General features: G+C 60.8%; 18 protein-coding genes. 14 read left to right on the top strand and 4 right to left on the bottom strand.

The features are described from left to right. Window positions 1-26: 26 nt before the first annotated feature. Window positions 27-947, bottom strand: a complete 921-nt coding sequence (rbsK, locus tag ASE80_RS17410) for a ribokinase (protein ID WP_056860023.1) — start codon at window positions 945-947, stop codon at window positions 27-29. A gap of 207 nt (window positions 948-1,154) precedes the next feature. On the opposite strand from rbsK, the gene ASE80_RS17405 reads away from it, so the two are divergent. Then, window positions 1,155-2,351, top strand: coding sequence for a multidrug effflux MFS transporter (locus tag ASE80_RS17405; protein ID WP_056860022.1), 1,197 nt, complete (start codon window positions 1,155-1,157; stop codon window positions 2,349-2,351). 94 nt (window positions 2,352-2,445) lie between these two features. Next, window positions 2,446-3,303: an SDR family oxidoreductase gene (locus ASE80_RS17400; RefSeq protein ID WP_056860021.1), complete on the top strand. Its 858-nt coding sequence runs from the start codon at window positions 2,446-2,448 to the stop codon at window positions 3,301-3,303. Window positions 3,304-3,500: 197 nt separating this feature from the next. Here ASE80_RS17400 and ASE80_RS17395 read toward each other — a convergent pair whose 3' ends face one another. Then, window positions 3,501-4,415 (bottom strand): site-specific integrase, encoded by a 915-nt coding sequence (locus tag ASE80_RS17395; RefSeq protein WP_056860020.1) that lies wholly within the window; start codon window positions 4,413-4,415, stop codon window positions 3,501-3,503. A gap of 108 nt (window positions 4,416-4,523) precedes the next feature. Continuing rightward, window positions 4,524-5,342, bottom strand: coding sequence for a M949_RS01915 family surface polysaccharide biosynthesis protein (locus ASE80_RS17390; protein WP_056860019.1), 819 nt, complete (start codon window positions 5,340-5,342; stop codon window positions 4,524-4,526). A gap of 472 nt (window positions 5,343-5,814) precedes the next feature. Here ASE80_RS17390 and arnC point away from each other — a divergent pair, with 472 nt between their 5' ends. The 12 genes from arnC (at window position 5,815) to ASE80_RS17335 (ending at window position 18,840) form a co-directional block, all read left to right on the top strand. Next, window positions 5,815-6,849, top strand: a complete 1,035-nt coding sequence (gene arnC / locus ASE80_RS17385; protein WP_056860018.1) for an undecaprenyl-phosphate 4-deoxy-4-formamido-L-arabinose transferase — start codon at window positions 5,815-5,817, stop codon at window positions 6,847-6,849. Further along, window positions 6,846-8,837: a bifunctional UDP-4-amino-4-deoxy-L-arabinose formyltransferase/UDP-glucuronic acid oxidase ArnA gene (arnA, locus tag ASE80_RS17380; RefSeq protein WP_056860017.1), complete on the top strand. Its 1,992-nt coding sequence runs from the start codon at window positions 6,846-6,848 to the stop codon at window positions 8,835-8,837. Before arnC ends, arnA begins: the two co-directional genes overlap by 4 nt. Further along, window positions 8,837-9,721 carry a 4-deoxy-4-formamido-L-arabinose-phosphoundecaprenol deformylase gene (gene arnD, locus ASE80_RS17375; protein WP_056860016.1) on the top strand — a complete coding sequence of 295 codons (885 nt, stop codon included), beginning with the start codon at window positions 8,837-8,839 and terminating at the stop codon, window positions 9,719-9,721. The genes arnA and arnD overlap by 1 nt, the downstream gene beginning before the upstream one ends. Then, window positions 9,718-11,373, top strand: coding sequence for a lipid IV(A) 4-amino-4-deoxy-L-arabinosyltransferase (arnT, locus tag ASE80_RS17370; RefSeq protein WP_056860015.1), 1,656 nt, complete (start codon window positions 9,718-9,720; stop codon window positions 11,371-11,373). Before arnD ends, arnT begins: the two co-directional genes overlap by 4 nt. Beyond that, complete coding sequence (gene arnE, locus ASE80_RS17365; protein WP_056860014.1) at window positions 11,370-11,717, top strand: 4-amino-4-deoxy-L-arabinose-phosphoundecaprenol flippase subunit ArnE; 348 nt, start codon at window positions 11,370-11,372, stop codon at window positions 11,715-11,717. Before arnT ends, arnE begins: the two co-directional genes overlap by 4 nt. Beyond that, window positions 11,714-12,127 (top strand): 4-amino-4-deoxy-L-arabinose-phosphoundecaprenol flippase subunit ArnF, encoded by a 414-nt coding sequence (gene arnF, locus ASE80_RS17360; protein ID WP_056860013.1) that lies wholly within the window; start codon window positions 11,714-11,716, stop codon window positions 12,125-12,127. The genes arnE and arnF overlap by 4 nt, the downstream gene beginning before the upstream one ends. Next, the gene (locus ASE80_RS17355; protein WP_056860012.1) at window positions 12,124-13,503 is read left to right on the top strand and encodes a UDP-glucose dehydrogenase family protein; all 1,380 of its coding nucleotides are present in this window, start codon (window positions 12,124-12,126) and stop codon (window positions 13,501-13,503) included. Before arnF ends, ASE80_RS17355 begins: the two co-directional genes overlap by 4 nt. Before the next feature lie 4 nt (window positions 13,504-13,507). After that, window positions 13,508-15,130, top strand: a complete 1,623-nt coding sequence (locus ASE80_RS17350) for an ArnT family glycosyltransferase (protein WP_056860011.1) — start codon at window positions 13,508-13,510, stop codon at window positions 15,128-15,130. A 231-nt stretch (window positions 15,131-15,361) separates the two neighbouring features. Beyond that, entirely contained in the window at window positions 15,362-15,586 is a 225-nt protein-coding gene (locus tag ASE80_RS30805; RefSeq protein ID WP_330219949.1) for a type VI secretion system contractile sheath small subunit, read from the top strand. Between the two features lie 164 nt (window positions 15,587-15,750). Then, window positions 15,751-16,464, top strand: coding sequence for an HPP family protein (locus tag ASE80_RS17345; protein ID WP_056860010.1), 714 nt, complete (start codon window positions 15,751-15,753; stop codon window positions 16,462-16,464). 117 nt (window positions 16,465-16,581) lie between these two features. Next, complete coding sequence (locus ASE80_RS17340; protein WP_056860009.1) at window positions 16,582-17,685, top strand: enoyl-CoA hydratase/isomerase family protein; 1,104 nt, start codon at window positions 16,582-16,584, stop codon at window positions 17,683-17,685. Between the two features lie 3 nt (window positions 17,686-17,688). Next, window positions 17,689-18,840: an acyl-CoA dehydrogenase family protein gene (locus ASE80_RS17335; RefSeq protein ID WP_056860008.1), complete on the top strand. Its 1,152-nt coding sequence runs from the start codon at window positions 17,689-17,691 to the stop codon at window positions 18,838-18,840. A 139-nt stretch (window positions 18,841-18,979) separates the two neighbouring features. Here the strand turns inward: ASE80_RS17335 and ASE80_RS17330 are convergent, their stop codons facing one another. Next, window positions 18,980-19,753, bottom strand: a complete 774-nt coding sequence (locus ASE80_RS17330; RefSeq protein WP_056860007.1) for an enoyl-CoA hydratase — start codon at window positions 19,751-19,753, stop codon at window positions 18,980-18,982. Window positions 19,754-19,760 lie beyond the last annotated feature (7 nt).

Raw genomic sequence — 19,760 nt, 5'->3', positions numbered from 1 at the left:
ATTGTTCTCCGGCTGGGTTGAGGGTCTTAGCGCTGTTGCTGGAAACGGGCGAACGCTTCGGCGTCGGGATAGGAGGTCTGCGTACCCAGCGCTGTGACCGAACAGGCCGAATACGCCACTGCCTGCTCCATGGCCTGGCGAATAGCGCCGTCGCGGCTCCAGTGCTGGATGAAACAACCGATAAAGGCGTCACCGGCGCCGGTGGTGTCACGGGCAACTACCCGCTGGCCAGGCACCTGGAACTCGCCCTCCGCGCCCACGTACAGCGCGCCGTGCTCGCCGAGGGTGACGATCACGTGGCGAATGCCGCTGGCGACCAGTGACTGTGCGGCGCTGCGGGCCGAGTCCGGCGAATCCACGAACCGGCCGGTGATCAACGCCAGCTCCGATTCGTTGGGAATCAGGAAATCCAGCTGCGCCAGATGTTCAGCGCTCAAGTTGGCCAGGGCTGGCGCCGGATTAAGCAGCACTGCAATGCCATGGCGACGGGCGAATTCGATGGCGTAGTAGACCGTGTCCAGGTTGATCTCCAGTTGCAGCACGATCAGCGTGCATTCACGCAGGTCGGCAGCCGCTGCCTCGATGTCCGCCGGCAACAAATGCGCATTGGCGCCTTTGACGATCAAAATGCTGTTATGGGAATCGGCGCGCACGAAAATCGGCGCCACGCCACTGGAAACGCCCCGCACCCGTTGGACGTAGCGGGTGTCGATACCAAACCGCTGGAAGTTGGCCAGGGTGTTGTCGGCAAACATGTCGTCACCGACTTTACTCAGCATCAGCACATCCGCACCAAGCTTGGCCGCCGCCACCGCCTGGTTGGCGCCTTTGCCGCCACACCCCAGGGCAAAGCCCGGCGCTTCCAGGGTTTCGCCCTGGTCCGGCATGCGGTCGATGTAAGTAATCAAATCCACCATATTGCTGCCGATGACTGCGATCTTGCCCATTGCTATCTCACCTTGTTGCGGCACGACCAGGCAGGTCGTAGCGCTCTTGTTTTGTTATTTAAATAACATTAAGTGTGATTATTCAATCTTTATTTTATGAAGATCCGCCAAGCCGCAGGAAAATGTAGCGTCTGTGTAAGCATCACCTTGTGTGCCCAGGTACAGCTCACTAAGCTGGCCGATCTTTTGCTTACACCCGGAACCCCCATGTCTCGAAGTATTGCCCACCTCGCCTTGTTGCTGGGGTTGATCACCGCCATTGGCCCGTTCGCCATTGACAGCTATCTGCCTGCACTGCCCACCCTGGGTGCCAGCCTGCAGGCGTCGCCGGCGGCCGTGCAGATGAGCCTGACGGTGTTCTTCATGATCATTGGCGTGTGCCAGTTGTTCTACGGGCCTATCAGTGATGTGTACGGGCGCAAGCCCCCGATCTACGCGGGCCTGGCGATTTTCGCGGTGGCCAGCGTCGGCTGTGCGCTTGCGCCGACGATTGAAGTGCTGATTGGGTTTCGCGCCCTGCAAGCCTTCGGCGCCTGCGCCGGTATGGTGATCCCGCGGGCGGTGGTGCGTGACCTGTACACCGGCCACGAAGCGGCGCGCCTGATGGCCTTGCTGATGCTGGTGATGAGTGTTTCGCCGATCCTCGCGCCCCTGGCCGGCAGCGTGGTGATTTCACTCTGGAGTTGGCGTGAAGTGTTCGTGGTGCTCGCGGTGGTTTCGCTGTTGTGCCTGGTGATGACCTTTGTGCAACTGCCCGAAACCCATCCTGCCGAACGCCGCCTGGGCAAGACCCTGGGCAGTGCGATCGGCAGCTACGGCGCCTTGCTGCGCGACCCGGTATTCACCGGCCTGTCGGTGGTGTGCGGGTTTGGCCTGGCGACGTTCTTTGTGTTTATCGGCAGCGCGCCGTTCGTGTACATCGAGTATTTCGGCCTCACGCCCACGCAATTCAGCCTGTGTTTTGCAGTCAACGCCGCGTCGTTCTTCGCCATGAGCCAGCTGACCGCACGCCTGAGTGCGCGTTTTGGCCTGGCGCCGCTGATTCGCGGGTCGGTGATCTGTGTGGCGGTGGTCATGAGTGCGCTGGCCGTCACCACCTTGTGGAGCGACAACCTCGCCTTGATGATGGCGCTGCTGTTTATCGGTTTCGGTTTCCTCGGCCTTCTGCTGCCGGCCGCCGGGGTGTTGTCCATGGAGGATCACGGCGCAGTCGCAGGTTCTGCGTCGGCGCTGCTGGGGGCTATCCAGATGATCACGGCGGCCGTGTCGATGACGCTGGTGGGCGTGTTTGCCGACCATACGCCTGCGCCCATGCTGGTCGGCATTGCGCTGTGCGCGGTGGCGGCGATGCTGGTGACCTTGTGGACCTTGCGCCGTTTGCCCGCTCACTTGGCGCGTGATTGACACCATTCGTCGGGCCGTGGCCCATCCATTACAACTATCGCGGGCGGCAAAACAACTAACTCCATAGCACCTTTGACGATCTATGGAGTTAGACATGACCGACTACCCTCGCCCACCCTTCGCGCCTCAAGCCCAGTCCGTGCCAGGCACCCAGAAGAAAATGGACCCGTACCCCGACTGCGGCGAGAAGAGCTACAAAGGCTCCGGCCGGCTGGCCAACAAGATCGCCCTGATCACCGGCGCCGACAGCGGTATTGGCCGTGCGGTGGCCATCGCCTTCGCCCGTGAAGGCGCCGACGTGGCCATCGCGTACCTGGATGAGCATGAAGACGCCCAGGAAACCGCACGCTGGGTCGAAGAAGCGGGCCGTCAATGCCTGTTGTTGCCGGGCGATATCGCGCAAAAAACCAACTGCCAGGCGCTGGTGGACAAGACCGTCGAGCAGTTTGGTCGCATCGATGTGCTGGTCAACAACGCCGCATTTCAAATGACCCACGAAACCTTTGAAGAAATCGAGGATGAAGAATGGGTCAAGACCTTCGATATCAACATCACCGCGATGTTTCGCATCTGCAAGGCAGCCTTGCCGCATATGAAAGCCGGCAGTTCGATCATCAACACCAGTTCGGTCAATTCCGATATGCCCAAGCCAACCCTGCTGGCCTACGCCGCCACCAAAGGCGCGATCGCCAACTTCACCGGTGGCCTGGCGCAGTTGCTGGGTGACAAGGGTATTCGCGTCAACAGTGTGGCACCTGGGCCGATCTGGACGCCGCTGATTGTAGCGACCATGCCCGACAAGGATGTGCAGAGCTTTGGCAGCGAAACACCGCTCGGCCGGCCAGGCCAGCCTGTGGAGGTGGCACCGATCTATGTGCTGCTGGCCTCGGACGAAGCCAGCTATATCTCCGGTTCGCGCTACGCGGTCACTGGCGGCAAACCGATTCTCTAACTCGTTGCGACTGTGTGGCAACGGCACTCTTGTGGCGAGCAGGCTTGCCCTGCGTTGGGATGCGAAGCAGCCCCAAACTCAGAGACTGAGTTCTTTCAGGAGAAATTCAGTACCTTTACTGGGACTGCTTCGCAGTCCAACGCAGGGCAAGCCTGCTCGCCACAGAGGGGCTCCAAAATCTTTGCTATGTTTCAGAACTACAAATCAAACCGGTCCACCGCCCGCCGCCGCTCGTTGTCATCGCGCACGTCATAACTGGCGGTGGTCTGGATATTGGTGTGATGCGCCAGTTTCTGCGCAATCGATAGATCATGTTCTTCAATCACCCGCGTGATAAACGAGCGCCGAAAGTCATGGGGCATGATCTTCACGCCCACCTGCTCACCGCGTTGACGGGCGATGTAGTAAATCGCGTGCTTGGTGATGCGTTCACGGGTGATATGGCTGCCACGGCGGATACGGTTGAACAGGAAACTATCGTCCTGCTCGCCGTCCTTGAGTTGCTCGCGGCGAAACGCCAGCCAGGCCTGCAGCTTGTCAAACGCCCAGGCCGGGGCGTACTTGATCAGCTCTTTGTTGCCTTTGCCAATCACACGCAAGCTGCGTTCATCGAAATTGATCTGGGCCAGATCCAGATTCACCGACTCCGACTTGCGCATGCCTGAACCATACAAAATGCCGATCACGGCGGCATCCCGCAGGCCTTGTGGGCGTGGGTCGGCGGCACAGACTTCCATCATTTCGCGGATCAGGCTGCGGCGCAGGTTACGCCCCTGGCTAAGCCGCGTGCCCGGAGTGGCCTTGACCGAGCGCATTTTCAACAGATGGTCCTGGCTGATCAGGCTCATCCGCCAGGCCTCGTTCATCACCCCGCGGACCGCATTCACATACAGCGATGATGTGTTCGGCGCACAACCGTCCTCGCGCAAGGCGCCGACCAGGGCAATCACCTGTTCGGGTTGCAGCAGGTGCCAGTCGATCTCTTCCAGGTTGATATCTTCGTAGCCCAGGCGGTCGGCGGCATCTTGCAGCACGTAGCGCATGGTCAGTTGGCTGGAGGGCGCCAAGCGGGTGAGGTAAAGGGTCAGTGGGTTGCGGATAGACTCAGTCAAGGTAGATCAGCCTTTGGATTAAATACCTCGTTCAAGCCATTGTTTAATCGAGGTATTTAGTGAATTGGCGAAGGCCGAGTCTAACCCGGCAGCAGGCCTGGCACAAAATCACGGCGCCGATTCGTCGTCCTCGGTCGGGTTTTCACCCTGAGGCTGCGCCTGGGATTGGCTCCAGTCGGCGTCCTGTTTCTGCATTAGTGCAAACCAGTGCTGACGCATGAACGCCAGGTAGCTGTCCGGCGCTTTGGCAAAGTCGCTTTCATCGCCGTAACAGCCCGGCAGCGGCAGCTCGGTGCCCTGCTCCTTGTACTGGCTGACCAGTGCCTGCTGCGCGGCAACGCTGCAGTCGGTCGGCAGCGGCATACCCCGCAGGGCACCGGCATCCTCGTCCCACCAGCTTGCGCCGACGCGATCGACACCGCGCAGACGGTACTTCTGCGACTTGCCCACATGCATGATCAGCTTGAACTCGCGCGGGCTGACATCACTGGTGCAGGTGCGCGAATAGCCCACCGTGGCCTGGGTAATGCCATCGCCGGCAAGGTCAGTGACCTTGGTTGCCGCCATATCAAAACGCAGCCCTGCGTCGAATTCGCAATGCTGCACATCGTCATAGAGCATCCAGACCCGCCTGGGACGCTCGCCGCCGAGCAAATACTGGGCCGCGTACACAAATGCCGATTGGGTGCCGTCATCATCGCGTTCACTGACCTGCTCGGCGAGTACCAGCAAGTTCTTGCCCTGGTGGTCGTCCCAGGTATAGGCCGCGACCTGTTTGCCACGCACTTCCACGCCGTCCGGCACCTGCTCGACGCTGGTAAGCGCCACGCCATCGTCGGCTCGAACGGTGGTGACACAGGCCACCGCCATCAACACGCCCATCAATGCAGGCCGCAACTGGCCGCGCAAAATCCGCACACTATTCATCCGACTACCCTGGCAAGAGATGGCTTACTTTACCGGCACTTGAGGGCCAATGCAGAGAAGTTTGTTGAATTAGCCTGCGCAGCAGCGCAACGCTGCAGAATCCATCGGGGTTTTGCCCGCAGAACCAATCCCCAGGCGCCTCAGCGGTTTAGCTGAACCCTACCTGTCTACCTGTCAAATAAACGAGTTTTTCATCCGCCTTTCATATTCGTTCAACAATTTTCCGCTTAATCTTGGCCCCAGGACTTGAGAACGAACCGCGTCTTCCCCGACTAACCTGTTGATTACGCTTTACCTTTAATAGTTTTCGTCTTTAATCTGCTAGCCCATGGAAGAAACCGTTGCCCGTCCTCAGGAAAGTCGAATGAATGCCGCATACCCACGCTACGTTGTTTAATCTTTCGGCGTTGTTTATCGATGGATTACTGCTGTTTTCACGCTCCAATTGTTCTAGCCCCGAGGTCATGAATCTTTGAAACCCTACCCTATTCATTGCGTGTCGATCGTTATCCCGGTCTACAACGAACAAGAGAGCCTGCCTGAATTGCTGCGTCGCACCACCGCAGCTTGCAAGCAACTGGCTTACGAATACGAAATCATCCTGGTGGATGACGGTAGCCGCGACAATTCCGCCCAATTGCTGGAAGACGCCGCCGCAGAAGACGGCAGCAACGTCGTGGCGGTGATCCTCAACCGCAACTACGGCCAGCACGCGGCGATCATGGCCGGCTTCGAGCAATGCCGTGGCGAGGTGATCATCACCCTCGACGCCGACCTGCAGAACCCGCCCGAAGAAATCCCGCGCCTGGTCGAGCAAGCCGCCCTGGGCTACGACGTCGTCGCCACCGTGCGTAACAACCGCCAGGATTCGGCCTTCCGCCGCTGGCCTTCGCGCCTGATCAACCTGGCCGTGCAACGCTCCACCGGCGTGGCCATGACCGACTACGGCTGCATGCTGCGCGCTTACCGCCGCACCATCGTCGACGCGATGCTGGCCTGCCGTGAGCGCAGCACCTTCATCCCGATCCTGGCCAACGGCTTTGCCCGCCACACCACCGAGATCCTGGTGCACCACGCCGAGCGTGAGCATGGCGAGTCCAAATACAGCGCCATGCGCCTGATCAGCCTGATGTTCGACCTGCTCACCTGCATGACCACCACCCCGCTGCGCCTGCTGAGCATCGTTGGCTTCAGCCTGGCGGCACTGGGCATGCTGTTTGCCTTTGCGCTGGTGTTCCTGCGCTTGGTGTTCGGCGCCGAATGGGCCGGTTCAGGCATGTTCGTGCTGTTCGCGGTGCTGTTTGTGTTCACCGGCGGCCAATTCATCGGCATGGGCCTCTTGGGTGAATACCTGGGGCGCATGTACAGTGACGTGCGTGCCCGTCCACGGTTCTTTATTGAAAAGGTGCTGCGTAACCAACCCGCAGAACCGGCTCCGGTCGTCGTCGTCGACGGCCTGGCAACTTCCCACTCTCCTACTTCTCCTTCCGATCAGGTTTCGTCATGAATTCAAAAGCTGTTGTCTTCGCTTATCACGATATTGGCTGTGCAGGTATTGAAGCCCTGCTGACTGCCGGCTACGACATTGCTGCCGTGTTCACCCATGCCGACGACCCCAAGGAAAACAATTTCTACGGCTCCGTCGCCCAACTCTGCGCCCGTAACGGTATCCCGGTGCACGCACCGGAAGACGCCAACCACCCGCTGTGGATCGAGCGTATTGCCAAGCTGAACCCGGATTTCATCTTCTCGTTCTACTACCGCAACCTGCTGAGCGAAGCCCTGCTGGCCACCGCCAAGAAAGGCGCGTTCAACCTGCACGGTTCCTTGCTGCCTAAGTACCGTGGCCGCGCTCCGGCCAACTGGGTGCTGGTCAACGGCGAAACCGAAACCGGCGTGACCCTGCACCGCATGGTCAAGCGTGCCGACGCCGGCGCGATCCTGGCCCAGCAAAAAGTCATCATCGACCGCACCGACACCGGCCTGACCCTGCACGCCAAACTGCGTGACGCGGCCACCCACCTGCTGCGTGATGCCCTGCCACAACTGGCCCAAGGCAAACTGGCCGAAACCGCCCAGAACGAAAGCCAGGCCACCTACTTCGGCCGCCGCACCGTGGCTGATGGCAAGCTGGACTGGAAAAAGCCGGCTGAAGAGCTGTTCAACCTGGTTCGTGCCGTGACCCAACCGTACCCGGGCGCATTCTGCGCTGTCGGCGAGCACAAACTCATCGTTTGGCAAGCTGAAGTGGTCAAGGGCAACGAAGGCCTGGCCCCAGGCCGTGTGATCAGCGTCAACCCGCTGCGCATCGCCTGCGGTGAAGATTCCCTGGTGGTCAAGTTCGGCCAGCGCAACGAAAACGGCCTGTACCTGGCCGGTCCTTCCCTGGCTGACGAACTGGGCCTGGTCGACGGTTCCGTACTGCGCGGCGCCGAGTCCGGCCGCAAGCCACGTCGCACCCGTGTACTGATCCTGGGTGTTAACGGCTTTATCGGTAACCACCTGTCCGAGCGCCTGCTGCGTGACGACCGTTACGAAATCTACGGCCTGGACATCGGTTCCGACGCCATCGAGCGCCTGCGCAGCCACCCGAACTTCCACTACGTGGAAGGCGACATCAGCATCCACTCCGAGTGGATCGAGTACCACATCAAGAAGTGCGACGTGGTCCTGCCGCTGGTGGCCATCGCTACGCCAATCGAGTACACCCGTAACCCGCTGCGCGTATTCGAACTCGACTTCGAAGAAAACCTGAAACTGGTTCGCTACTGCGTCAAGTACAACAAGCGCGTGATCTTCCCATCGACCTCCGAAGTCTATGGCATGTGCCAGGACCAGTACTTCGACGAAGACACCTCCAACCTGGTGGTCGGCCCGGTCAACAAGCAGCGCTGGATCTACTCGGTTTCCAAGCAACTGCTGGACCGCGTGATCTGGGCCTACGGCGACAAGGGCCTGAACTTCACCCTGTTCCGTCCGTTCAACTGGATGGGCCCACGCCTCGACCGCCTGGATTCGGCGCGTATCGGCAGCTCCCGTGCCATCACCCAGTTGATCCTCAACCTGGTGGAAGGTACGCCAATCCGCCTGTTCGACGGTGGTGAGCAGAAGCGTTGCTTCACCGACATCGCCGACGGCATCGAAGCCCTGGCCCGCATCATTGATAACGACAACGATGTCTGCAACGGCCAGATCATCAACATCGGCAACCCGGAAAACGAAGCCAGCATCCGTCAGCTGGGCGAAGAACTGCTGCGTCAGTTCGAAGCTCACCCGCTGCGCAGCAACTTCCCTCCGTTCGCCGGTTTCCGCGACGTAGAAAGCAAGGCGTTCTACGGCACCGGTTACCAGGACGTGGCACACCGCAAGCCAAGCATCGAAAACGCCAAGCGCCTGCTGAACTGGGAGCCGACCGTTGAGATGAGCGAAACCATCGGCAACACGTTGGACTTCTTCTTGAAAGAAGCCATGCTCGAAATCGCGGACAAGAAGTAATGCAGGCAGGCTTGCGAATCGACGTCGACACCTATCGTGGCACCCGTGAAGGTGTGCCGCGGTTGCTTGAATCCCTGGATGAAGCCGGGGTTAAGGCGACGTTCTTCTTCAGTGTCGGGCCGGACAACATGGGGCGCCACTTGTGGCGCCTGATCCGCCCGCAGTTTCTGTGGAAGATGCTGCGTTCCAATGCCGTCGGTTTGTATGGCCTAGATATTCTCCTGGCCGGCACCGCCTGGCCAGGCAAGCCGATCGGCCGTGACCTGGGGCACTTGATGCGCCAGGCCAAGGCTGCCGGCCATGAAGTCGGCCTGCACGCATGGGACCATCACGGTTGGCAAGCCAACACCGGGCGCTGGAGCGACGCACAGCTGGTCGAGCAGATCCGTCGAGGCGTGGACACCCTGAGCGACATCCTGGGTGAACGCATCGACTGTTCAGCCGCCGCCGGCTGGCGTGCCGATGAGCGCGTGGTGCAAGCCAAACAAGGTTTCAACTTTCGCTATAACAGCGATTGCCGGGGCACCAGCCTGTTTCGACCGACCCTGGCCGATGGCAGCGCGGGCACCCCACAAATTCCGGTAGACCTGCCGACCTTCGACGAAGTCGTCGGCCCGGTAGTGGCTGCCAAAGATTTCAACGGCTTCATTCTTGACCGGTTCGCCGAGTCGAAGCTGAACGTCTATACGATCCACGCAGAAGTAGAAGGGATTCTGATGGCTGACGATTTTCGCCAACTGCTCGCCCAGGCCGGGCAGCGCGGCATCGACTTCAAACCCTTGGGCGACTTGTTGCCCGCGGATGTGACCACCCTGCCCCAGCAACAGCTGGTGCGCGGCGCGCTCAGCGGCCGTGAGGGTTGGCTCGGAGTGCAAAAGGCATGATCCGGCGCTGGGCATTGCCCCTGCTCCTGTTGGCGTTTGGCGTGTTTTACCTGTTGCCCCTGGCCAGCCATGGCCTGTGGATCCCGGATGAAACCCGCTATGCGCAGATCAGCCAGGAAATGCTGCTGACCGGCAAGTGGGCCTCGCCACACTTCATGGGCATCCGCTACTTCGAGAAACCCGCTGCGGGCTACTGGATGATCGCGCTGGGCCAGGCGATTTTCGGGCAGAACCTGTTCGGCGTGCGCTTTGCGTCGGCCTTGAGCACCGGGCTGAGCATCCTGCTGGTCTATCTGGTCTCGCGCCGGTTGTGGAACGACCCGCAAAAAAGCCTGGTCAGCAGCGTGCTGTACATGAGCTTTGTCAGCGTGGCCTTGCTCGGCGGTTACGCCAACCTGGACCCGCAATTCACTTTCTGGGTCAACCTGACGGGCGTGGCCTTGTGGTTTTGTTTCGACAGCACCACGCGCAACGGCCGCCTGGGGGCCTGGGCCTTGCTCGGTTTTGCCTGCGGCATGGGCTTTATGACCAAAGGCTTCCTGGCCTGGCTGCTGCCGGTGCTGATCGCCCTGCCCTACGCGATCTGGCAGAAACGCTTTCGTGAATTGCTGGGCTATGGCGTGGTTGCCGTGGTCGTCGCCATTGTCGTCAGCCTGCCCTGGGCACTCGCCGTGCACCTGCAAGAGCCGGACTATTGGAACTTCTTCTTCTGGCACGAACACATCCAGCGCTTTGCTGGCGATGACGCCCAGCATGCCGAGCCGTTCTGGTTCTACCTGCCGCTGATGGTCGCGTTCTCGTTGCCATGGATCGCCCTGCTGCCGTCCACGGTCAAACAGGCCTGGCTGGAAAAGCGCCTGCCCAAGACTGCGTTCCTGCTGCTGTGGCTGTTGATGCCCCTGGCGTTCTTCAGCCTGGCCAAAGGCAAGCTGCCGTCCTACGTCATGCCGTGCCTGCTGCCCCTGGCGTTGTTGATGGGCTCTACGCTCAGCGACAAGCTGGCCAAGGGGCATGGCCGCGCCTTGCGCATCAATGGCTGGTTGAACCTGGTTATTGGGGTCGTGGCGTTGCTGGCCATCAGTTGGTTCCAATTGAAGAAGCCGGTGTATGAACCGGGTCAGGAAACCTTCAGCCTGGTGCTGGTGTTTACCTTCCTGTTCGGCTGGATCGTGGTCAACCTGCTGCAAGCTGCGCGCCCATTGAAACTGTGGGCTGCGCCGGTCATCGGCAGCTGGTTGCTGGTGGCCCTGGTGCCCGCCGCCCTGCCCCATTCGGTGGTTTATAACAAAACCCCGGACCAGTTCATCATCGACCACTTGCCCGAACTGCAACCGACCACCGCCCTGCTCAGCAATGACCTTGGCGCTGCATCGGCGCTGTCATGGCGCCTGGGTCGCCCGGACGTCGCACTGTACAACACGATCGGTGAGGTGAAATACGGCATTGCCTATCCGGACACCGCCTATCGCAAGGTCGGCACCGCTGACGTTCAACAATGGATGAGCGAAGCGCGTAAAAAAGGCTCGGTTGGTGTGGTCATGCGGGTCAAGGGCGACGATGAAGTGGCCGAAGTGAACCTGCTGCCTCAAGACGGCAAGCGCTATGAGCAAGGCAATATCGTCATCCTGATTTTCCCACAGGCTGCGCAATGATCACTTTGCTTCTCCTGTTGGGCGCCTGTCTGCTCACCTGCATGGGCCAGGTTTCGCAAAAGTTTGCGGTGGAAAGCTGGCGTGACCAGCCCGACGGTTGGGCGCCCAAATTGCGCTCGCCGTGGCTGTGGTCGGCGCTGGTGTGCCTGGGCCTTGGCCTGCTGGTATGGCTGCTGGTGTTGCAGCGCCTGGAAGTGGGCATCGCCTACCCCATGCTCAGCCTCAATTTTGTGCTGGTCACGCTGATGGCACGGTTTGTCTTCCATGAACACATCGATGGCCGTCACTGGCTGGGTGTCGCCCTGGTGATCGGTGGCGTAGTACTGCTGGGGCGTCACGTATGAGCCGCGCGCAAGGGTTTGCCCTGGCTTTGGGCAGTGTCGGCCTGGTCAGCGCCGCCCAGTTGGGCATGCGCTGGAGCATGACGCGCCTGCCATTGCCGACCGAATGGTTGAATGCGTTCAACAGCAACGCCATTGATATGGGCGCCCTGGGCGTGGTGGTGCTGGCGATCATCGCCTATGCGCTGTCGATGCTGTGCTGGCTTGGCGCGCTCAAACACCTGCCCCTGGGCCGCGCCTATTCATTGCTGAGCATCAGCTACGCGCTGGTGTACCTGCTGGCGGCCAGCCTGCCGATGTTCAACGAACATTTTTCGCTTTCAAAAACCCTGGGGGTGGCCTTGGTCATTCTCGGTGTTCTGGTTATTAACTCTCGTCGTGCTAGCGTTGCAAGCCCCAGGAATGCCCCATGAAAATCAGTGTATTTGGTAGCGGTTACGTCGGTCTGGTACAGGCCACCGTATTGGCCGAAGTCGGTCACGATGTGATCTGCATGGACGTGGACAAGAGCAAAGTCGAGTCGCTGCAAAAAGGCCACGTGACCATTTTCGAGCCGGGCCTGGCGGCCATGGTCAAGGAAAACCTGGAAAGCGGGCGCCTGCACTTTACCTATGATGAAAAACTCGCCGTAGAACACGGTGAAGTACTGTTTATTGCCGTGGGCACGCCATCGGACGAAGACGGTTCGGCCGACCTCAAATACGTGCTGTCGGTGGGCGATGCCGTGTCCCGCCATCGCGTGGAGCCGGTGATCCTGGTGGAAAAATCCACCGTGCCGGTCGGCACTGGCGATACCCTGCGCGCCCATATCGAAAAAAACCTGCACATCGCCGGTCGCCACCTGGCGTTCGATATCGTCTCCAACCCCGAATTTCTCAAGGAAGGCTCGGCCGTTGCCGACTGCCGCCGCCCGGACCGCATCATCATCGGCTGCGAGCGCGAAGAAGTGCGTGAAGTCATGCGCGACCTCTACGCGCCGTTCAACCGCAACCATGACCGCATCATCTTCATGGACCTGCGCAGCGCCGAACTGACCAAGTACGCCGCCAACTGCATGCTGGCCACCAAGATCAGCTTCATCAACCAGATCGCCGAGCTGGCCGAACACTTGGGCGCCGACATCGAAGCCGTGCGTTTGGGCATCGGCGCCGATTCGCGCATCGGCTACCACTTTATCTACCCAGGCTGCGGCTACGGCGGTTCGTGCTTCCCTAAAGACATGCGCGCCCTGATCCACAGCGCCAAGGAAGCCAACTGCTCCAGCGACCTGCTCGAAGCCGTTGAAGCGATCAACCAGCGCCAGAAGAGCAAGCTGTTCGAACGCATCAACGCTTACTTCAAGGGCGAGCTGCAAGGCAAAACCTTCGCCTTGTGGGGCCTGGCGTTCAAGCCCAACACCGATGACATGCGCGATGCCCCAAGCCGCGTGCTGATGGAAGCCCTCTGGGCGGCCGGCGCCAATGTCCGTGCGTTCGACCCCGAAGCCATGCAGGAAACCCAGCGCATCTACGGTGACGAGTCGCGCCTGACCCTGCTGGGCACGCCGGAGTCGGCCTTGAGCGGCGCCGACGCGTTGATCGTCTGCACCGAATGGCAGCAATTCAAGGCGCCGGACTTCGAACTGATCCACGCCCGCCTGAAAAACCCGGTGATCTTCGACGGTCGCAACCTGTACGACGGCGAGCGCCTGGCGCGCAAAGGCTTCAAGTATTTCCCGATGGGCCGTGGCGACTCCTGCGAGCTGCCGATTCCCCAGCAAAACTGGGTCGCGCCAGCCAAGGAAGCCTAAAGACGTGAACAAAGCTCAACCGCCGCTGCTTACAGCAACGCTGCGCAACCAGTCGCTGGGGCTTGGGCTCCTGGCGCTGGTGCTGTTTATTGTCGGCAACTGGCACCAGGCAATCATCGGCTTTGACTCGCGCTTTGTGGTGTTTGCCCAGGAAATGCTGCGCCATGGGCCGAGTTTTTTCCCCACCACCTATGGCCAGCCTTACGCTGACTACCTGGCGACCTCGACCCTGCTGACCTGGCTGTTGTCCTTGCCGTTTGGCGAGGTCAGCAGCCTGACGGCGTGGTTGCCCACGTCCATCGCCTCGGCGCTGATCGTGGTGCTGGTGTATCGCCTCACGGCGCCCTACTCCACGCGCTGGGGCCTGCTCAGTATCGCGATGTTGCTGCTCAGCAGCACCTTTATCAGTGAAACCCGCGCGGTGTCGCTGGACCAGATGCTCGCGGCCATCGCCTTGACGGTGTTCTACCTGGGCTATGCCCATGATCACTTCGGCGCGGCCAAACGCTTGCATTGGCTGTTCCTGCTGCTGATCCTGGGCTTTGCGGTGCGTGGGCCAATCGGCCTGGTGATCCCCACCGGCGTGCTGTGCAGCTACTACCTGATCAACCGTCAATGGCGCCAACTGTTCACCTTTGGCTTTATCGCCCTGGCCGTGCTGGCGGCGTGTGTCGGCCTGTTGTTGCTGTTGGCCAAGCTCAGTGGTGGCGAGGACTTCATGCAGGACGTGATCCGCATGCAGTTCCTGGGGCGCATGGACGGCACCGAAGGTTCCAGCGGTGTTTTGTATTACTTCACCAGTTCCATGGGCAACTACGCGCTGGCCTATCCGCTGGCGTTGCTGGTGTTGCTGGCGGTCGCCATCAGTGGTCGTCGGGCACCCGACCCGGCACTGAAGCTGGTGTTGTATTGCGCCGCGGCGGGCTTGCTGGTGATGCTCGGCCTGTCGGTCCCTCAGGCCAAGAAGGCACGCTACATCCTGCCGATGCTGCCCATGGCGGCGATCATTGCGGCCTATCCGTTCCAGGTCAGCCAAGGGCGCTTGTTCGCCTGGCTGCGCGGCTTGATGCTGGGCATCTGGACGCTGCTGCCGGCGCTGCTGGTGGTCGGGCTGGTGGTGGCGCGCAAGCGTTACCCGGCGCAGTTGGACAGCCTGGGGCTGGTCTTCGGCCTGCTTGGCGTGCTGCAAGCCGTGGCGCTGCTGTCACTGCTCAAGGCGCGTCTACGCCCGCTGGGGTCGGCACTGGCGGCGGTACTGGCGCTGTGGTCGACCTACATTGTGGTGGTCGAGCCGTTGGAGCGTACCCTCTACGACACCCGCACCTTCAGCCTTGGCGTCAAGGCGCAGATCATGCAGCAACCGGCACCGGTGGTGCTGCATGGTTTGGGCAAGGATGCGAAAGCCATCAAGTTTATGGTCAACTTCAACTGCGATAAGGTGCCGCTGTTTACCCAGTCGGCGGCAGACCTGGCGCCGCTGCAAGGCCCGGCGTGGCTGGTGATGAGTGCCCAGGACTTCGAAAAACTGCAGGATCCGCGCTTGCGTTCGATCACGCCGACGCTCACCGGGGAATTCGACAAAGACCCGTATGTGTTGCTCCACCTGGAGAAAGTCAGCGCGCCGTAAATACGCTGACAGCGGTCTGACGGAAACGGCGCCCACTCCTTCGAGAGTGGGCGTTTTTCGTTATAACCGCCCGGAAAGCGCCTACATAGCTATGCGTAAACGCTGGCGCACTTTGCCTTCCGATGCCCGGAACCCAAATGTAGACTCCTTTGTCATGTGCGTTAACTATCTACTACCGGGCGCAGTCAGCCTTCCACGCACACAGACCTGCTTGATCAAAAGGGCAATGCCGTGCCAGAAGACCTGTTGCTTATCCCTGCGCCGAGGCTGGATCGATTGATGGCGTTGCGCGACGCCCTGGTAGCACTGAAGGGGCCGCTGGCTGACGACCCTGCACTGCAGGAGAACCTGCAAAGACAGCTGTTCAATGAAGAGACGGACAGTCGTGTACTCGGGCGCATCTGCACGCCACTGCCGCAACCGACGCATCGCATCGTCTATAACGAGGGCCATTAACTGCATTATTTTTGCATTTAATCTTCATTAATATGCATTGGCGCCAGGGCAGCAAGCTCGGCACACTGCACAGGTTCCTCCCCCAACTGTTGGAACGTTCAAAGGGCTTATCCGGGCAACCAGGCGAGCCTTTTTTTTCGCCTGCTGCTTTATGGATCGTGTCGATGCTCGCTCGCTGGTTACCCGCTGCAATCAATACCCGCCCCGCTGAATGGAGCCGCGCCGCCATTGGCATGGCCCTGGGCACGCTATTGAGCGTCTGGGTGTGTGCCCAGGTATTCGGTATGGAAGTCGCCTTGCACCTGCTCGGACCGCTCGGTGCATCGGCGGTTTTGCTGTTTGCCGTGTCGTCCGGTGCGCTGGCTCAGCCCTGGTCGATTATCGGCAGCTACTTGTGCGCCGCCGTCGTGGCCTTGCTGGTGGCGCGGGTACTCGGCCGCACCCTGGGCAGTGCTTGCCTGGCGGCGGGCATGACGGTGGTGCTGATTTGCTGGCTGCGCTGCCTGCACCCACCCGCCGGTGGCCTGGCCATGACCCTGGTACTCGCAGACCCGGCCTCCATCGCCTTGGGTTGGCAGGAAGTGGCACCGGTGATGCTCGGCGCAGGCGCGCTGCTGGCCTGTGCGCTGGCCTATAACAACGCGACACGCACGCGTTACCCCAAGGGCGCAGTCGAGCCGCCGGCCATCGTGCTGGGCAACACCGCGCCGGTGACCGACGCGGCCATCACGGCAGCCGATCTGAAGCTCGCTCTGGCCGACATGGAGCAGTTCTTTGATGTGGAGCCGACCGAGCTGGAGCAATTGATCCACGCAGCGGAAGGCCATGCCCGGCGCCGCAGCATCGCTGAAGTGCTGGGTAGCCGCAGCGCTGCATAAATGCAAAAACGACCTGCATGATTCCGGGTTGTACTGGGCAAATTTGCACTGGTACGATCGCGAGATAGTTCGTGCGCGAACATCTTGATAAAGAACAATAAAAGCAGGGAGTTAGTGATGACTGCTCAGGTTTCATCCGAAGCAAGCCAGGCCGGAATTCTTCAAGACGAGGTACTGGCTGAAGTCCGCAACCATATCGGCCACCTCACCCTCAACCGCCCCGCCGGTTTGAATGCCATCACCCTGGACATGGTCCGCAGTCTGACCACGCAGTTGCAGACCTGGGCGGATGACCCGCAGGTGTATGCCGTGGTCCTGCGCGGTGCCGGTGACAAGGCGTTCTGCGCCGGTGGCGATATTCGCTCCCTCTACGACAGCTTCAAGCAGGGCGACAGCCTGCACCAGGATTTCTTCGTCGAGGAATACGCCCTCGACCTGGCGATTCATCATTACCGCAAACCCGTGCTGGCGCTGATGGACGGGTTTGTTCTCGGCGGCGGCATGGGCCTGGTGCAAGGCGCCGACTTGCGTGTGGTGACCGAGCGCAGCCGCCTGGCGATGCCGGAAGTGGCCATCGGTTATTTCCCGGACGTGGGCGGCAGCTATTTCCTCTCGCGCATCCCTGGCGAGCTGGGGGTTTACCTTGGCGTCACCGGCGTGCAGATTCGCGCCGCCGATGCGCTGTATTGCGGGCTGGCCGACTGGTGTATCGACAGCGCCAAACTCGCCGAACTCGACCAGAAGCTCGACCGCCTGCAATGGCAGGATTCGCCGCTCAAGGACCTGCAAGGCGTACTGGCCAAGCTTGCGGTTCAACAATTGCCTGACGCCCCACTGGCCGCGCTGCGCCCGGCGATCGACCACTTCTTCGCGTTGCCGGATGTGCCGAGCATGGTCGAGCAACTGCAGCAAGTCACCGTTGCCGACAGCCACGAATGGGCGCTCACCACCGCCAGCCTGATGCGGACCCGCTCGCCGCTGGCGATGGCCGTGACCCTGCAGATGCTGCGCCGTGGCCGCCGCCTTTCGCTGGAACAATGTTTCGCGTTGGAGCTTCACCTGGATCGCCAGTGGTTCGAACGCGGAGACCTGATCGAAGGGGTTCGCGCGTTGATTATCGACAAGGATAAAACCCCGCACTGGAACCCCGCGACGGTCCATGAGCTGGATGCCAGCCATGTCGAGAGCTTCTTCAGCAACTTCACGCAGAGCGAGAAATAAGCCATGCAAGATATTGAATACACTGAAGAACAAGTGATGATTCGCGACATGGCCCGCGACTTTGCCCGTGGCGAAATCGCCCCGCATGCGCAAGCCTGGGAAAAAGCCGGCTGGATCGATGACGCCCTGGTCGCGAAGATGGGCGAACTCGGCCTGCTGGGCATGGTGGTGCCTGAAGAATGGGGCGGCACCTATGTCGACTACGTGGCATATGCCCTGGCCGTCGAGGAAATTTCCGCCGGTGATGGCGCTACCGGCGCACTCATGAGTATCCATAATTCAGTCGGTTGCGGGCCAATCCTCAACTACGGCACCGATGCACAAAAACACACCTGGCTGGCCGAACTGGCCAGCGGCCAGGCGATTGGCTGCTTCTGCCTCACCGAGCCCCAGGCCGGTTCCGAAGCCCATAACCTGCGCACCCGCGCCGAATTACGCGATGGCCAGTGGGTAATCACCGGCGCCAAGCAGTTTGTCAGCAACGGCAAGCGCGCCAAGTTGGCCATTGTGTTTGCGGTGACGGACCCGGAGCTGGGCAAGAAAGGTATCTCGGCCTTCCTGGTACCCACCGACACGCCGGGCTTTGTGGTCGACCGCACCGAACACAAGATGGGCATTCGCGCTTCGGACACCTGCGCCGTCACGCTCAACCAGTGCACAGTACCCGAAGCCAACCTGTTGGGTGAACGCGGTAAAGGGCTGGCCATTGCCCTGTCCAACCTCGAAGGCGGGCGTATCGGCATCGCCGCGCAAGCCTTGGGCATCGCCCGTGCGGCGTTTGAGGCGGCGCTGGCGTATGCGCGTGATCGCGTGCAATTCAACAAGGCGATTATCGAGCACCAAAGCATTGCCAACCTGCTGGCCGACATGCAGACCCAGCTCAATGCCGCCCGCTTGCTGATCCTGCACGCCGCACGCCTGCGCAGTGCCGGCAAGCCGTGCCTGTCGGAAGCCTCCCAGGCCAAGCTGTTCGCCTCGGAGATGGCCGAAAAGGTCTGCTCCTCGGCGATGCAGATCCATGGCGGGTATGGGTACCTTGAGGATTACCCGGTAGAGCGTTACTACCGGGATGCGCGGATTACGCAGATTTACGAAGGCACCAGCGAGATTCAGCGGATGGTGATTGCCAGGGAGCTGAAGAACTACCAGCTCTGACTGCCAGTTGCTCGTTCCCACGCTCTGCGTGGGAATGCATCCGGTGACGCTCCGCGTCACGCCTCAAGAGCTGACGCAGAGCGTCAAGGGCGGCATTCCCACGCAGAGCGTGGGAACGAGCATCTTCAAGGTTTTCGGGTTACTGGTCCTTGAACTCAGGCGCGCGCTTGGCCACAAATGCCGCCATGCCTTCCTTCTGGTCCTGGGTGGCAAACGCGGCATGGAACACTCGGCGCTCAAAGCGCACGCCTTCAGACAGGCTCACCTCAAACGCACGGTTCACGCTTTCCTTGACCATCATGCTGATGGGCACGGACTTGCCGGCAATCAAGGTCGCGGTTTTCAGCGCCTCTTCAAGCAGGTCATCGGCCGGCACGATACGCGCCACAATCCCGCAGCGCTCCGCTTCGACGGCGTCGATAAAGCGCCCGGTCAGGCACATTTCCATGGCCTTGGCCTTGCCCACGGCGCGGGTCAGGCGCTGGGTGCCGCCCATGCCCGGAAGTACGCCGAGGTTGATTTCCGGCTGGCCGAATTTGGCGCCGTCACCGGCCAGGATAAAGTCGCACATCAAGGCCAGTTCACAACCGCCGCCCAGAGCGAAACCGTTGACGGCAGCAATGATCGGCTTGCGGCGGTTGGCCACGCGGTCACTGTCGCTGAACAGGTCGTCGAGGTAGATCTGCGGGTAGGTCAGCTCGGCCATCTCTTTGATGTCGGCGCCGGCGGCGAAGGCTTTTTTCGAGCCGGTCAGCACGATGCAGCCAATCTGCGGGTCGGCTTCCAGGCCGTCCAGCGCCTGGTTCAACTCGCTGACCAACTGGGCGTTCAAGGCGTTCAGGGCTTGCGGGCGATTGAGGGTAATCAGCCCGACGCGGCCCTGGACTTCAAGCAAAAGGGTTTCGTAACTCATGTATCGG

Origin of the sequence: Pseudomonas sp. Leaf15 (assembly GCF_001421425.1) — a bacterium.
GTDB classification, from domain to species: Bacteria; Pseudomonadota; Gammaproteobacteria; order Pseudomonadales; family Pseudomonadaceae; genus Aquipseudomonas; species Aquipseudomonas salomonii.
The sequence above is the reverse complement of the archived record's forward strand: the minus strand, read 5'-3'. Positions and strand labels throughout refer to the sequence as shown.

Bases quoted from the DNA above. Each gene is read 5' to 3' on its own strand.
- rbsK (WP_056860023.1), bottom strand. From the start codon at position 947: ATGGGCAAGATCGCAGTCATCGGCAGCAATATGGTGGATTTGATTACT.
- ASE80_RS17405 (WP_056860022.1), top strand. From the start codon at position 1,155: ATGTCTCGAAGTATTGCCCACCTCGCCTTGTTGCTGGGGTTGATCACC.
- ASE80_RS17400 (WP_056860021.1), top strand. From the start codon at position 2,446: ATGACCGACTACCCTCGCCCACCCTTCGCGCCTCAAGCCCAGTCCGTG.
- ASE80_RS17390 (WP_056860019.1), bottom strand. From the start codon at position 5,342: ATGAATAGTGTGCGGATTTTGCGCGGCCAGTTGCGGCCTGCATTGATG.
- arnA (WP_056860017.1), top strand. From the start codon at position 6,846: ATGAATTCAAAAGCTGTTGTCTTCGCTTATCACGATATTGGCTGTGCA.
- arnD (WP_056860016.1), top strand. From the start codon at position 8,837: ATGCAGGCAGGCTTGCGAATCGACGTCGACACCTATCGTGGCACCCGT.
- arnT (WP_056860015.1), top strand. From the start codon at position 9,718: ATGATCCGGCGCTGGGCATTGCCCCTGCTCCTGTTGGCGTTTGGCGTG.
- arnE (WP_056860014.1), top strand. From the start codon at position 11,370: ATGATCACTTTGCTTCTCCTGTTGGGCGCCTGTCTGCTCACCTGCATG.
- arnF (WP_056860013.1), top strand. From the start codon at position 11,714: ATGAGCCGCGCGCAAGGGTTTGCCCTGGCTTTGGGCAGTGTCGGCCTG.
- ASE80_RS17355 (WP_056860012.1), top strand. From the start codon at position 12,124: ATGAAAATCAGTGTATTTGGTAGCGGTTACGTCGGTCTGGTACAGGCC.
- ASE80_RS17345 (WP_056860010.1), top strand. From the start codon at position 15,751: ATGCTCGCTCGCTGGTTACCCGCTGCAATCAATACCCGCCCCGCTGAA.
- ASE80_RS17340 (WP_056860009.1), top strand. From the start codon at position 16,582: ATGACTGCTCAGGTTTCATCCGAAGCAAGCCAGGCCGGAATTCTTCAA.
- ASE80_RS17335 (WP_056860008.1), top strand. From the start codon at position 17,689: ATGCAAGATATTGAATACACTGAAGAACAAGTGATGATTCGCGACATG.
- ASE80_RS17330 (WP_056860007.1), bottom strand. From the start codon at position 19,753: ATGAGTTACGAAACCCTTTTGCTTGAAGTCCAGGGCCGCGTCGGGCTG.